A 12,656-nucleotide genomic window follows, 5' to 3' on the forward strand; every position below is an offset into this window, starting at 1 on the left:
ATGATCCGCCCTGAACGAGCGCCCCCGTTGAAGGAGTGATGCCGCCATGGACTTCGGCCTCGTCCTGCAGACCGACCCGCCCGCCTCCGACGTCGTCGGGCTGATGCGCCGCGCCGAGGCCAACGGCTTCAGCCACGGCTGGACCTTCGACTCCGCCGTGCTGTGGCAGGAGCCGTTCGTCATCCACAGCCGCATCCTCGACCACACCGACCACCTCACCGTCGGCACCATGGTCACCAACCCCGGCACCCGCACCTGGGAGGTGACCGCCTCCACCTTCGCCACCCTCAACTCGATGTACGGCAACCGCACCGTGTGCGGCATCGGCCGCGGCGACTCCGCGATGCGGGTGGCGGGCCGCCCGCCCAACACCCTCGCCCGCCTCGGCGAGGCGATCGGCGTCATCCGCGACCTGGCCGAGGGCCGCGAGGCCACCGTCGACGGCACCGCGCTGCGGCTGCCGTGGGTGGAGGACGGGCGGCTGCCGGTGTGGATGGCCGCCTACGGCCCGAAGGCCCTGGCCATGGCGGGGGAGCAGGCCGACGGCTTCATCCTGCAACTCGCCGACGTCTACCTGACCGAGCAGATGGTCAAGGCGGTGCGCGCCGCCGCCGAGCGGGCCGGCCGCGACCCGGCCGCGGTCACCGTCTGCGTGGCCGCGCCCGCGTACGTCACGGACGGCTCGGCCGAGGGCCTCGCGCACGCCCGAGAGCAGTGCCGCTGGTTCGGCGGCATGGTCGGCAACCACGTCGCCGACCTCGTCGCCCGGTACGGCGAGCACTCCGCCCTGGTGCCCGACGAGTTGACCGCCTACGTCAAGCAGCGGCGCGGCTACGACTACGCGCACCACGGCCGGGCCGGCAACCCCGACACCGCCTTCGTGCCCGACGACATCGTGGACCGCTTCTGCCTGATCGGCCCGCCCCAGGCCCACCTGGACAAGCTGGCGGCGCTGCGCGCCCTCGGCGTCGACCAGTTCGCCCTCTACGCCATGCACGACGCCAAGGAGGCCGTCGTGGACGCCTACGGAAAAGACATCATTCCCGCGCTGAGGTGAACCGCACCGAGATGAGGTCCTCATGGCCATAGCCGAGACCGCGGGCGACCGCGTCGATCTCCCCGCCGGGGCGGCCCCGCCCGCCGGCACCTACGCCAACCCCGACCTGCTGCCCGTCCCCGTCGCCCGGCGCACCTGGACCACCTACAACTTCGCCGCCCTGTGGGTCGGCATGGCCCACAACGTCACCTCCTGGACGCTCGCGTCCGGCCTGGTCGCCCTCGGCATGGACTGGAAGCAGGCCGTGCTCACCATCGCGCTGGCCAACGTCATCGTCCTGGCCCCGATGCTGCTGGTCGGGCACGCCGGGCCGAAGTACGGCATACCGTTCCCGGTGCTGGCGCGCGCGGCGTTCGGGCTGCGCGGGGCCAACCTGCCGGCCGTGGTGCGCGCGGCGGTGGCCTGCGCGTGGTTCGGCATCCAGACCTGGATCGGCGGCCAGGGCATCTTCGTGCTGCTCGACCGGGTCATGCCCGGGAACTGGGCCGGCGCGGCGAGGATCGGCGCCTACCCATGGCCGCTGTGGCTGTGCTTCGGGCTGTTCTGGCTGCTCGAACTGGCCATCATCGCCCGCGGCATGGAGACGCTGCGCCGCTTCGAGAACTGGGCAGCGCCCTTCGTCCTGGTCGGCGCGGTGGCCCTGCTGGTGTGGATGTCGGTGAAGGCCGGCGGCTTCGGGCCGCTGCTCGACCAGCCCTCCCGTCTCGGCTGGGGCCACCACTTCTGGAAGGTCTTCTTCCCCGCCCTGATGGGCATGATCGGCTACTGGTCGACCCTCTCGCTCAACATCCCCGACTTCACCCGGTTCGGAGCCGGCCAGCGGGCCCAGACCCGCGGCCAGGCGCTCGGCCTGCCCACCACGATGACCGCGTTCGCCCTGCTGTCGGTGCTGGTCACCTCCGGTGCCCAGGCGGTCTACGGCGGCGGCGACGCCACGCTGTGGGACCCGGTCGCGCTCAGCGCCAGGAGCAGCAGCGACCTGGGGCTGCTCTACGCGCTGGTCACGGTGCTGATCGCCACCCTGTCGGTCAACCTCGCGGCCAACGTGGTCTCCCCGGCGTACGACCTGTCCCATCTCGCGCCGCGGTTCATCACCTTCCGCACCGGCGCGCTGATCACCGGCGTGGTCGGCGTGGTCATCTTCCCCTGGAAGCTGATCTCCAGCCCGGAGATCTACATCTACACCTGGCTCGGCGTCGTCGGCGGGGTGCTCGGCACGGTGGCCGGCGTCCTCATCGCCGACTACTGGGTGATCCGCCGCACCACCCTGCACCTGGGCGAGTTGTACGACCCGGCCGGCCGCTACTGGTACGACGGCGGCTGGAACTGGCGGGCCGTGGCGGCGTTCGTGGTCGGCGGGCTGCTCGCGGTGGGCGGCTCCTCCTCGGCAGCGGGCGAGGGCCCCTTTCCACGGCACGGCCTGATCCCCTTCCTCGAACCGCTCGCCGACTACGGGTGGGCGGTGGGCCTGGCGGCCGCGTTCGTCGTCTACCTCACGCTGATGAGGATCGCCCGACCGAGGGAGGCGGCCGTCTGATTGGATGGCGGCATGGGCGACGAGGCAGGCGTGGCGGGGCTCGACGCGGCGGACCAGGTGTCCGACGCGCTCATGGCCACCGTGGAGGAGACGATCAGGGACGTCGTCGCGGCGGAGGTCGTGCCGCGCTGGCGCCGGCTGGCCGACGCCGACATCGTCGAGAAGCACGGTCCGCACGACCTGGTCACCACCGCCGACCGGCGCGCGGAGGAGGCCCTGACCGAGCGGCTGCCCGCCCTGCTGCCCGGGTCGGTCGTCGTCGGCGAGGAGGCGGTGGCCGCCGACCCGTCGCTGCTCCAACTGCTGCTCGGCGACGCCCCGGTGTGGGTGATCGACCCGGTCGACGGCACCTCCGCGTTCGTCCGCGGCGACCCCGGCTTCTCCACGCTGGTCAGCCTCGTCGTCGGCGGCCGGCCGGTGGCCTCCTGGACGTACGCCCCGCAGCTGGGCATGTTCGCCACGGCCCGGCGCGGCAAGGGCGCCTACCTCGACGGCGAGCGGCTGCACACCGCGCGGGGCCGCGAGCCGCTGCGGCTGTGGATCTCCAACCCGGTCTTCCGCGACGAGGAGGAGCGCGCCGCGCTCGTCCGGCTGGAGGCCGCCGGCGTGGAGACGGTGCCGTGCGTCACCAGCGCGGGACTGGCCTACCTGGAGGTGGCCCGCGGCCTCGCCGACGGGGTGGCCTTCTTCTGGGAGGCGCCCTGGGACCACTCCGCGGGCCTGCTGCTGGTCTCGGAGGCGGGCGGAGCGAGCCTGACGCCCGCGGGGGAGCCGTTCCGTGTGGCCGGGGGCAACCGGCTGCCGTTCACGGTGACGAGGGACGCGGCGACCGCCGAGCGGGTGGTGCGCACCCTGGGAGTGGGCTTCGCGGAAGGCGCGAAGACCCCCGGTCAGGAAGGCGGCGCGCGGTGAGCCGGGCGGTCGTGGCCGACGCGGTCGTGGTCGGCGCCGGGCCGAACGGTCTGACGGCCGCGGTCGAACTCGCCCGCGCGGGACTGTCCGTCCAGGTCTACGAGGCGGCCGGCACCGTCGGCGGCGGCGCCCGCACCGAGGAACTGACGCTGCCCGGGTTCCGCCACGACCCCTGCTCGGCGGTGCACCCCTTCGGCATCGGCTCGCCCGCGTTCGGCGCGCTGCCCCTGGCCCGGCACGGCCTGGAGTGGCTCCAGCCGGAGGTGCCGATGGCGCACCCGTTCCCGGACGGCACCGCGGCCGTGCTGGGCCGCACCGTCGGCCAGACCGCCGCCTCGCTCGGTCCGCGCGACGCCCCCGTCTACCGCCGGCTGATGGCCCCGTACGTCGGCCACTGGGAGAGCATGGCCGCCGACTTCTTCCGGCCGCCGTGGGCCGGGCTGCCCCAGGACCCGTACCGTTTCGCCCGGTTCGGGCTCGCCGGGCTGCCGCCGGTCGCGCTGCTGGCCCTCAGGTTCCGCGGTGCCAAGGCCCGCGGGATGCTCGCCGGCCTGGCCGGGCACGCCATCACCCGCCTCACCGGGCCACTGACCGGCGCGATGGCGATGATGTTCGCGCTCGCCGGTCACGAGCGCGGCTGGCCGGTCGCCCGTGGTGGCTCGCAGGCGATCAGTGACGCCCTCGCCGGCCACCTCGCGGAGCTCGGCGGGTCGATCACCACCGGCGTGACCGTCCGCAAGCTGGACGAACTCCCGCCCGCCCGCGCCTACGTGTTCGACACCTCGCCCACCGCGCTGGCCCGGATCGCCTCGCTCGGCGACGCCTACCGGGGCTATCGCTACGGCCCGTCCGTCTTCAAGATCGACTACGCGCTGGACGGCCCCGTGCCGTGGACCGCCCCGGTCGCCCGGCGGGCCGGCACCGTCCACGTCGGCCCCACCTACACCGAGATCGGCGACGCGCTGAACCGGGCCGTGGTCGGCCGCCCGCCCCAGACGCCCTTCCTCATCACCACCCAGCCCAGCGTGGTCGACCCGTCCAGGGCGCCCGAGGGCAAGCACGTCTTCTGGGCGTACGGCCATGTCCCGCGCGGCTGGCACGGGGACGCCACCGACGCCGTCGAGCGGCAGATCGAGCGCTTCGCGCCCGGTTTCCGCGACCTGGTGCTGGCCCGCGCCGTCACCGGGCCCGCCGCGCTGGCCGCCCGCAACGCCAACTATGTCGAGGGCGACATCGCCTGCGGCGCCTTCGCCGGCCTGCAGACCGTGCTGCGGCCCCGGCTCGCCGCGATCCCCTACGCCACGCGCCGGCCCGGCGTGTTCCTGTGCTCCTCCGCGACACCGCCCGGCCCCGGTGTCCACGGCATGAGCGGCCACAACGCGGCCAAGGCGGTGCTGCGCCACCTGCGCCGATCGGCCGCGCGGGACTGAGGCGGCGTCCGGCGGCCGCCCCTGTCCCCGGATCAGGAGCGGTGCACCCGGCGGTGGCTCCAGATCAGCAGCCCGAGCACGATGAGGCCGGACAGGATCAGACTGGTCCCGGTGCTCCAGCCCGCGAACGGCAGCCAGGAGAGCGCACGCGTGCCCCAGACGACGCCGGCCCCGATCAGCGCCAGGCCGGCGAGCGCGGTCCCGGCGATCCGCCAGCGCGACGCCACGCTCGCCTCGACGCCCTGCATCGCCTGGGTGCGGACCGGATCCACGAAGCGGGCCACCGCGGGCAGCGCGCGCGAGAGCAACACCAGCCCGGCCAGCACCAGCAGCAGTCCGGGCCCGGGCAGCACCAGCAGCGCCACCCCGATCACCAGCACGACGACCCCGGCGGCTCCCAGCAAGAGGCGTTTGACCGGGTGCAGGGGCCGGGAGCGGCGTGCCGTGCCGGGGCGCCCGCCGTCGTCCGCACCGTCCGACGGTCCGGCTTCCTCCGGTTCGTCCTCTCCCGACCGCCGCGTGCTCACCCGCTCACGGTAACCGCGGGCCCGCCACCGGCCCGCGGCAACGCGCCCACCGGCGCGACCCGGACCGCCCCGGTCAGAGCTCCGACGCACCCCACGCGGTGACGGACACCTCGTCGCCCACCGCCAGCGCGCCGGGCCGGGTCACGGAGAACTTGCTGCCGAACGCGACCCCGCCCGCGGCCGCCCGGCGGTACGCCGCCAGCGTGCGCAGCGGCTCCGGCCCGGCCCGGGTTCCGCTGTGCTGGTCGACCAGCGTGACCGCACAGCGGATGGCGAGCTTGGTGTAGCCCAGTTCCGCGCTCCCGACGGCCAACCGGCGGACCAGGTCCTCCTGATGGGGCTCGTCCCACCCGTCGACGACGAGGTTGGGCCGGAACCTGCTCATGGGCAGCGGGCGGCCCCCGCCCGCCTCGATCCGCCGGTTCAGCGCGTCCAGCGAGGAGCGGGAGAGGACGTGTACGGCACTGCTGTCGGCCCAGCCGGACGTGCCGGGGGTCAACCCGTCGGTCACGCGGTCGTGTTCGGGTGGCACCCGGACCAGCCGGCTCGGTGCGCCGAGCACCTCCGACAGCCACGTGGCGGCCGCCTCGCCCTGGTCGATGCCCTGGTAGGCGGTGCCGAACAGCCGCACCTCGCCCCGCGCGGACGCCGTGTCGACCTCGACGCGCAGGGGGTCGGCCCCCGGGGCCCGCAGCGTGAGCCGCTCCCCGTCCGCACCGATCTCGGGGCGGACGACGGCCAGCCGCGGGTCGCGCCGCTGGCTGCGGAACACCCCGTCCTTGTCGACCACCATGAAACCGCGGTCATGGGCGACTCCCGCGCCGGCCAGGAAGGCCGCGGCAGCGGGAGCGCCCGCGCATCCTTTGACGGGGTAGCAGATCAGATCGACGACGCGGGCCACCGGGCGATCGTACTGAGCGGCACCGACAGGAGGGCACGGGCCGCCGCGCGGCAGCCTGTCGCGGAAACGGCGAGCGGGCCGTGCCCCGCAACCGCGACGGGGCGGTTCGGGGGCACGGCCCGCTGCGGGCCGGTCCGCGGATCGAACGGAGCGATCAGGCGGACGGGTAGCCGTAGCCCTGGCCGGGCTGCTGCGGGGGCTGCGCGCCGCCCTGCTGCGGGTAGCCGTAGCCGGGGGCCGGGGCCTGGTAGCCCTGCTGCTGGTAGCCGATCTGCGCGGGCTGGTTGACCTGGAAGGCGGCGTTGGGGTCGCGCACCTCGGACAGCGCGCGCTTGAAGATCACCTTCGAGAAGTAGCCGGCGCCGAAGAATATGCACTGCATGACGTACCAGAACTGCTCGGCGCCGGTCAGCTCGACCAGGCCGTACTCGCTCAGCGCCTTCTTCGCCGGGACCTTGGCGAAGTAGTAGGCGCCGAAGTAGATGCAGCCGAGGACGTACCAGAACTTCTCCCAGGACGTGTTGGTGCCACGTCCGAGGTACTGCCGTTCCGCCATGGGTCGTTCCGCCTTCTGTCGCTCGTGGTGGGAAAGCCGGGGTATGCCGATCCGGCTCCTCTCGGAGCGATGCCAGATTGCCCGACCGTCGTGTGGTGGGCACGTCCCCCGTGCGCAGACCGCATCCTACGAGGTGAGGAGCATGAATGTCCCGCCGATTGGGTGAACTCTTGCGACGTGGGCAGGCGTTCACTAATCTTACTCGCCAGTAAGATTACTCTGGAGTCAGAAAGAGGCGCCGGCATGGCCGCACTTGGTGATCTCGACCTGGAGGCACTCGACTTCGGTGCGGTGGCCCCGCAGGAGTTCGCCAGGATCGTGAAGGGCCTGCCGGGCCGGCGGATCGCCGAGCTGATGGCCGGGCCGCAGCGCCGCCGGGTGCTGGACGAGGTGTTCGGGCGGATGCACACCCTGTTCAAGCCCGAGGCCGCGGGCGACCGGGACGCCCTCATCCGCTGGCGGATCACCGTCAGCGGCCTGGAGCCGGGCGCCGACGACGACGTCTACGAGACGCACATCGCCGCCGGCACCTGCACCGTCACCCCGGAACGCACCGACCGCACCCCGCAGTTGAGCCTCACCATGGCCGCGCCGGAGTTCCTGCGGCTCGTCTCGGGCAACGCCTCGGGGCCGACCCTGTTCTTCACCCGCAAGCTGAAGGTGAACGGCGACATCCGGCTGGCGGGCGGCCTCACCTACTTCTTCGACATCCCCAAACCCTGAGCCTGCGCCCTGGCCTTCCGCTCCGGCCTTCCGCGCCGACCGTCCTCGGGTCAGCCGCGCGCCGGGGTCCCGTCGACCAGTTCGGCGGGCCCGGTGCCGTCCGCCAGCGCGGCCAGCCCGGCGCGGATGCGGCGCGCGCCGCCCTCGTAGAGGTACTCCTCCAGGTCGTCCACCGCGACCAGCCGCCAGGAGTCCAGCTCCTCCTCCTGCAGCCGGATCGCCCCGAACTGCTCCTCGTCGAGCAGCCCGCCGTCGTAGAGGTAGATGACCAGCGGCGGTCGCGCGGTGCCGGCGATCCAGTCCACCGCGAGCAGCGCGCCGGGCGGCAGGTCGAGGCCGATCTCCTCCAGCGTCTCCCGGCGGGCGCCCTCCCGCGGGGTCTCGCCCCGGTCCGACTCGATGGTGCCGCCCGGCAGCGTCCAGGTGCCGTCGTCCCGGTAGTTCGGCTCGACCAGCAGGACCCGGCCGTCGGCGGAGCGGAACAGGGTGTTCGCGCTCGCCAGGATCTTCGGCAGCGAGGCGATGTAGGTGGCGTAGTCGGTGGTCATGGCATCCAACCTACGGGGCCCGCGCGGCAGGTGGGATAGGGTCCGGAGCGGCGCGACGTTCCGTTTCGGATCAGGAGATCTCAGGTGTCCGATGCTGCAAAGAGGCGGACGGGGCATGTGCTCGTCGCCGCCGACAAGTTCAAGGGCTCGCTGACCGCGGTCGAGGTCGCCGCCCACGTCACGGCCGGGCTGCACCAGGTCGCGCCCGAGGTGACCGTCGCGTCGCTGCCCGTGGCCGACGGCGGTGACGGGACCGTGGACGCCGCCGTCGCCGGCGGATTCGAGCGCCGCACCCTGCGGGTGACCGGCCCGCTCGGCGAGCCGGTCGAGGCCGCGTACGCGCTGCGCGAGGACACCGCCGTGGTGGAGATGGCCGAGGCGTCGGGCCTGCGGCACCTGCCGCCCGGAGTCTTCGCACCGCTCACCGCCACCACGTACGGCACCGGCGAGCTGCTGCGCGCCGCGCTCGACGCCGGTGCGCGCACCCTCGTGCTCGGCGTCGGGGGCAGCGCCACCACCGACGGCGGGGCGGGCATGCTCAGCGCGCTCGGCGCCCGGTTGCTGGACGCGGAGGGAGTGCCCGTCGCACCCGGCGGCGCCGCGCTGGCCGCGCTCGCCACCGCCGACCTGTCCACGCTGGACCCGCGGCTGGCGGCCGCCGAGATCGTGCTCGCCAGCGACGTCGACAACCCGCTGCGCGGGCCGAAGGGCGCCGCCGCGGTCTACGGCCCGCAGAAAGGCGCCTCCGCGGAGGAGGTGGCCCTCCTCGACGGCGCGCTCGGGCAGTACGCCGCGGTGCTCGGCGCCGCGCTCGGTGGTGCCGCGCTCGCCGCCGTCGACGCGCCCGGGGCGGGCGCGGCCGGCGGGATCGGCTACGGCGCCCTCGTCGGGCTGGGGGCGTCCTTCCGGCCCGGGATCGACGTGTTCCTCGACGTCCTCGGCTTCGCCGCCGCCCTCGAACGGGCCGACCTCGTCATCACCGGGGAGGGGTCCCTGGACGCCCAGACGCTGCACGGCAAGGCGCCGGTCGGGGTGGCCGCGGCGGCGGGCGCCCGCGGCGTGCCGGTGGTCGCGGTGTGCGGCCGCCTCGCCCTTTCTCCCGCGGAGCTGGCGGGGGCGGGGATCAGCCGCGCGTACGCTCTCGCGGAGCTGGAGCCGGATCCGGCCCGCAGTATGGCCCAGGCCGGGCCGCTGCTCGAACGCGTGGCGGTGCGGCTCGCCTCCGAGGTTCTGGGGCGCCCCTGAGTTTCCGGGGTGCCCCTGACCCTCCGGGGTGCCCCGTCCTGCGAGTTGCGGGACCTTGCGGTCCGCGGTGGCTTGTCGCGCAGTTCCCCGCGCCCCTGGTGGTTGCCCTCTCTTCGAGGAGAGCCGCACAACCCTGGGGGTGGTGGCCCTTTTTCGCGGAGGGAGCCTCACAGCCCTGGGGGTTGTTGGCCTTCTGTTCGCGGAGGGAGCCGCACATACTCAGGGGCGCGTGGGGGCACCTCCCAGCCGCCAGGCTGGGGGAGAACTGCGCGACAAGCCCACCACCGGCAGGGTGGTCCCTCGACCGGTGAGCAGGGGCACCCTGGGGGGTCAGGGCGCCCCAGGGGTCAGCGCGCCGTCGCCCGTTCGCGACGGTTGGCTCGGAACGTGTTGACCCGGCGGGTGGTCGCGAACCCGGGGATCGTCGCCGCGGCCACGCACTGGAGGGCGCAGCCGGCCTGGAGGAGCTGGTGGCCGCCGGGGATGTCGAGCGACCAGGCGGCGAGGCAGCCCATGCTCACCAGGGTCCAGCAGAAGGTGATCAGGGCGAGCCGGCCGCGCGGTTTCGGGTACTCGACCCGGCTCACCATCAGCCAGGCGACCCCGACGATCGCGATCACGGTGGGCAGGAACGGCAGCTCCAGCAGCACCAGGGAGACCACGGTCATCGCCCCGAAGGGGCTGGGCATGCCCTGGAAGACCCCGTCACGGAGCGTGGTGCAGGAGAAGCGGGCCAGCCGCAGCACCACCGCGAGGACGACGAGGACGGCAGCGGCAGCGGCCACCTTGCCGTGCGCGTCGTCGGACACGATGCCCCAGACGACGATGAAGTAGGCGGGAGCGAGCCCGAAACTGATCAGGTCGGACAGGTTGTCCAGTTCGGCGCCCATCGCGGAACTGCGCAGCTTGCGCGCGACCAGCCCGTCGAAGAGGTCGAAGACCGACGCCATCAGCATCAGCGTCACCGCGTTGGCCGCGCTGTGCATCGACATCGCACTGTCGCTGCTGCCCATCAGGTGCGGGACGAGCACGCCGGTGGTGGTGAAGTACACCGCCATGAAGCCGCAGATCGCGTTGCCGAGGGTCAGCGCGTCGGCGATCGACAGCCGTGTCGACAGGGGCAGGGCGTCGTCCTGCTCCTCGATCTCGCTGACCCAGTTGCCGCGCGTCTCGTGCTCAGTCACGGTCAAGGCGCGTCACCCCAGCCGTCATGGTCTCCCCGACCTCGACCGCGGAGCCCATGCCTTCCGGCAGGTAGACGTCCACCCGGGAGCCGAACCGGATCAGCCCGATCCGCTCGCCCTGCTCGACCTTGCAGCCGCGCGGCACGTACGGCACGATCCGCCGGGCCACCGCGCCGGCGATCTGCACCACCTCGACGTCACCGATCTCGGTGTCGAAGTGCCAGATCACCCGCTCGTTGTTCTCGCTCTCCTTGTTGAACGCCGGGACGAACCCGCCGGCGACGTGCTCGACCGAGGTGACCGTGCCGCTCAGCGGGGCGCGGTTCACGTGGACGTTCAACGGGCTCATGAAGATCGCGACGCGGGTGCGCCCGTCCTTCCACGGCATGACGCTCTGGACCACGCCGTCGGCGGGGGAGACCACCCCGTCCTCGGTGATCTCCCGCTCGGGGTCGCGGAAGAACCACAGCATGCCGGCCGTGAGGACCGTGGCGGGAACGGCCACGGTCGCCCAGCGTCCGGAGCGGCGGGCGCGCAGCAGGCTGACCGCCGCCGTGGCCGCGGTCGGGAGGAGCCACGGCGACGCTCCGCGCGCGAGGCCGACCCGGCGGCGTGGTGCAGAGGATTTGCTGTGGGGCATGGAAGACCTTCGTAGCGGAGGGTGCCGCGAATTGCTTCAGGGGACGGCGGCTTTGGTCGATGGTATCGGCTGACACCGGCAACTCGGCAAGCTGATGGGCGAGTCGATGGCTGGTTCCCGCGACCCCGATCTTTACGCAGTGTGACCCTCGCCTCAGGTAAACCACCGCGAACGCGGACAATCATCCTGAGACACGGTACTCCTCCAGCAGCCGCCTCCCAATGATCATTTTCTGGATCTCGGCGGTGCCTTCGCCGATCAGCAGCATCGGGGCCTCGCGGTAGAGCCGCTCGATCTCGTACTCCTTGGAGAAGCCGTAGCCGCCGTGGATACGGAAGGCGTCCTCCACGACCTCCTTGCAGTACTCGGAGGCGAGGTACTTGGCCATGCCCGCCTCGAGGTCGTTGCGCTCGCCGGAGTCCTTCTTGCGGGCGGCGGTCACCATGAGCTGGTGGGCGGCCTCGACCTTGGTGGCCATCTCGGCCAGCCGGAACTGGATCGCCTGGTGCTGGGCGATCTGCTTGCCGAAGGTGTGCCGCTGCTGCGCGTAGGAGATGCCCAGCTCGAAGGCCCTGCGGGCGACCCCGCAGCCGCGGGCGGCGACGTTCACCCGGCCCACCTCGACGCCGTCCATCATCTGGTAGAAGCCGCGGCCGCTGCCTCCGCCGAGCACCCGGTCGGCCGGGATGCGGACGTCCTCCAGGATCAGCTCGGTGGTGTCCACGCCCTTGTAGCCCATCTTCTCGATCTTGCCGGGCACGGTGAGCCCGGAGACCTTCGGGTTCGGGCCGAATCCCGGCTCCTTCTCGATCAGGAAGGTGGTCATCGACCGGTGCGCGGGCGCGTCCTCCGGCTGGCCCTCCTCGGTGCGGCACAGCACGGCGACGAGATTCGCCGAGCCGCCGTTGGTGAGCCACATCTTCTGCCCGTTGATCACATAGGAGTCGCCCTCGCGGACGGCTTTGGTGCGGATCGCGGACACGTCGGAGCCGAGTCCCGGCTCGGACATCGAGAACGCTCCGCGTACGTCACCGGTGGCCATTTTCGGCAGGAAGTAGTCCTTCTGTTCCTGCGTGCCGTGCTGCTGGATCATGTACGCGACGATGAAGTGCGTGTTGATGATGCCGGACACGCTCATCCAGCCGCGGGCGATCTCCTCCACGGTGAGCGCGTAGGTCAGCAGCGACTCGCCGAGCCCGCCGTACTCCTCGGGAATCATCAGCCCGAAGATGCCGAGTTCCTTCAGCCCCGCGACGATCTCGGTGGGGTACTCGTCGCGGTGCTCCAGCTCGGTGGCGACCGGCAGGATCTCCTTGTCCACGAAGGAGCGGACTGTGGCGAGGATCTCCTGCTGGATGTCGGTCAGGCCGTCGGTCTGCGCGAGGCGGTGGGCCAT

13 protein-coding genes are annotated in these 12,656 nt (G+C 72.8%); 6 read left to right on the top strand and 7 right to left on the bottom strand.

Annotated features, from left to right (window positions below; translation table 11 throughout):
- The first annotated feature begins 46 nt into the window (after positions 1–46).
- The 4 genes from C4U44_RS08805 to C4U44_RS08820 are packed head-to-tail and all read left to right on the top strand — an operon-like array spanning position 47 to position 4,936.
- A complete protein-coding gene (locus C4U44_RS08805) occupies positions 47–1,057 on the top strand; it encodes a TIGR03842 family LLM class F420-dependent oxidoreductase (RefSeq protein WP_103885095.1) in 1,011 nt (336 codons plus the stop codon).
- Positions 1,058–1,079: 22 nt separating this feature from the next.
- Complete coding sequence (locus tag C4U44_RS08810) at positions 1,080–2,594, top strand: NCS1 family nucleobase:cation symporter-1 (RefSeq protein WP_103885096.1); 1,515 nt, start codon at positions 1,080–1,082, stop codon at positions 2,592–2,594.
- Positions 2,595–2,606: 12 nt separating this feature from the next.
- The gene (locus C4U44_RS08815; protein ID WP_200823180.1) at positions 2,607–3,506 is read left to right on the top strand and encodes an inositol monophosphatase family protein; all 900 of its coding nucleotides are present in this window, start codon (positions 2,607–2,609) and stop codon (positions 3,504–3,506) included.
- An 11-nt stretch (positions 3,507–3,517) separates the two neighbouring features.
- Positions 3,518–4,936 carry a phytoene desaturase family protein gene (locus C4U44_RS08820; protein ID WP_103885303.1) on the top strand — a complete coding sequence of 473 codons (1,419 nt, stop codon included), beginning with the start codon at positions 3,518–3,520 and terminating at the stop codon, positions 4,934–4,936.
- A 32-nt stretch (positions 4,937–4,968) separates the two neighbouring features.
- On the opposite strand, the gene C4U44_RS08825 is transcribed toward C4U44_RS08820, so the two are convergent.
- The 3 genes from C4U44_RS08825 to C4U44_RS42365 form a co-directional block, all read right to left on the bottom strand.
- Complete coding sequence (locus C4U44_RS08825) at positions 4,969–5,463, bottom strand: PGPGW domain-containing protein (RefSeq protein ID WP_235031917.1); 495 nt, start codon at positions 5,461–5,463, stop codon at positions 4,969–4,971.
- A 73-nt stretch (positions 5,464–5,536) separates the two neighbouring features.
- Positions 5,537–6,364 (bottom strand): MOSC domain-containing protein, encoded by an 828-nt coding sequence (locus tag C4U44_RS08830; protein WP_103885097.1) that lies wholly within the window; start codon positions 6,362–6,364, stop codon positions 5,537–5,539.
- Positions 6,365–6,518: 154 nt separating this feature from the next.
- Entirely contained in the window at positions 6,519–6,920 is a 402-nt protein-coding gene (locus C4U44_RS42365) for a hypothetical protein (RefSeq protein ID WP_103885098.1), read from the bottom strand.
- Between the two features lie 243 nt (positions 6,921–7,163).
- On the opposite strand from C4U44_RS42365, the gene C4U44_RS08840 reads away from it, so the two are divergent.
- Positions 7,164–7,643: an SCP2 sterol-binding domain-containing protein gene (locus C4U44_RS08840; protein ID WP_103885099.1), complete on the top strand. Its 480-nt coding sequence runs from the start codon at positions 7,164–7,166 to the stop codon at positions 7,641–7,643.
- Between the two features lie 50 nt (positions 7,644–7,693).
- Here C4U44_RS08840 and C4U44_RS08845 read toward each other — a convergent pair whose 3' ends face one another.
- The gene (locus C4U44_RS08845; RefSeq protein WP_103885100.1) at positions 7,694–8,191 is read right to left on the bottom strand and encodes an NUDIX domain-containing protein; all 498 of its coding nucleotides are present in this window, start codon (positions 8,189–8,191) and stop codon (positions 7,694–7,696) included.
- A gap of 84 nt (positions 8,192–8,275) precedes the next feature.
- Here C4U44_RS08845 and C4U44_RS08850 point away from each other — a divergent pair, with 84 nt between their 5' ends.
- The gene (locus C4U44_RS08850) at positions 8,276–9,436 is read left to right on the top strand and encodes a glycerate kinase (RefSeq protein ID WP_235031918.1); all 1,161 of its coding nucleotides are present in this window, start codon (positions 8,276–8,278) and stop codon (positions 9,434–9,436) included.
- A gap of 347 nt (positions 9,437–9,783) precedes the next feature.
- On the opposite strand, the gene pssA is transcribed toward C4U44_RS08850, so the two are convergent.
- The 3 genes from pssA to C4U44_RS08865 all read right to left on the bottom strand — a co-directional run bounded on the left by pssA (position 9,784) and on the right by C4U44_RS08865 (position 12,656).
- On the bottom strand, positions 9,784–10,626 hold the full coding sequence (pssA, locus tag C4U44_RS08855) for a CDP-diacylglycerol--serine O-phosphatidyltransferase (protein ID WP_103885102.1): 843 nt from the start codon (positions 10,624–10,626) through the stop codon (positions 9,784–9,786).
- Entirely contained in the window at positions 10,613–11,260 is a 648-nt protein-coding gene (locus tag C4U44_RS08860) for a phosphatidylserine decarboxylase (protein WP_103885103.1), read from the bottom strand. Before C4U44_RS08860 ends, pssA begins: the two co-directional genes overlap by 14 nt.
- A gap of 181 nt (positions 11,261–11,441) precedes the next feature.
- Complete coding sequence (locus tag C4U44_RS08865) at positions 11,442–12,656, bottom strand: acyl-CoA dehydrogenase family protein (protein WP_103885104.1); 1,215 nt, start codon at positions 12,654–12,656, stop codon at positions 11,442–11,444.

The sequence above is a fragment of the Actinacidiphila yanglinensis genome (genome assembly GCF_900107965.1).
GTDB classification, from domain to species: Bacteria; Actinomycetota; Actinomycetes; order Streptomycetales; family Streptomycetaceae; genus Actinacidiphila; species Actinacidiphila yanglinensis.

Bases quoted from the DNA above. Each gene is read 5' to 3' on its own strand.
- C4U44_RS08805 (WP_103885095.1), top strand. From the start codon at position 47: ATGGACTTCGGCCTCGTCCTGCAGACCGACCCGCCCGCCTCCGACGTC.
- C4U44_RS08810 (WP_103885096.1), top strand. From the start codon at position 1,080: ATGGCCATAGCCGAGACCGCGGGCGACCGCGTCGATCTCCCCGCCGGG.
- C4U44_RS08815 (WP_200823180.1), top strand. From the start codon at position 2,607: ATGGGCGACGAGGCAGGCGTGGCGGGGCTCGACGCGGCGGACCAGGTG.
- C4U44_RS42365 (WP_103885098.1), bottom strand. From the start codon at position 6,920: ATGGCGGAACGGCAGTACCTCGGACGTGGCACCAACACGTCCTGGGAG.
- C4U44_RS08840 (WP_103885099.1), top strand. From the start codon at position 7,164: ATGGCCGCACTTGGTGATCTCGACCTGGAGGCACTCGACTTCGGTGCG.
- C4U44_RS08845 (WP_103885100.1), bottom strand. From the start codon at position 8,191: ATGACCACCGACTACGCCACCTACATCGCCTCGCTGCCGAAGATCCTG.
- C4U44_RS08860 (WP_103885103.1), bottom strand. From the start codon at position 11,260: ATGCCCCACAGCAAATCCTCTGCACCACGCCGCCGGGTCGGCCTCGCG.
- C4U44_RS08865 (WP_103885104.1), bottom strand. From the start codon at position 12,656: ATGGCCCACCGCCTCGCGCAGACCGACGGCCTGACCGACATCCAGCAG.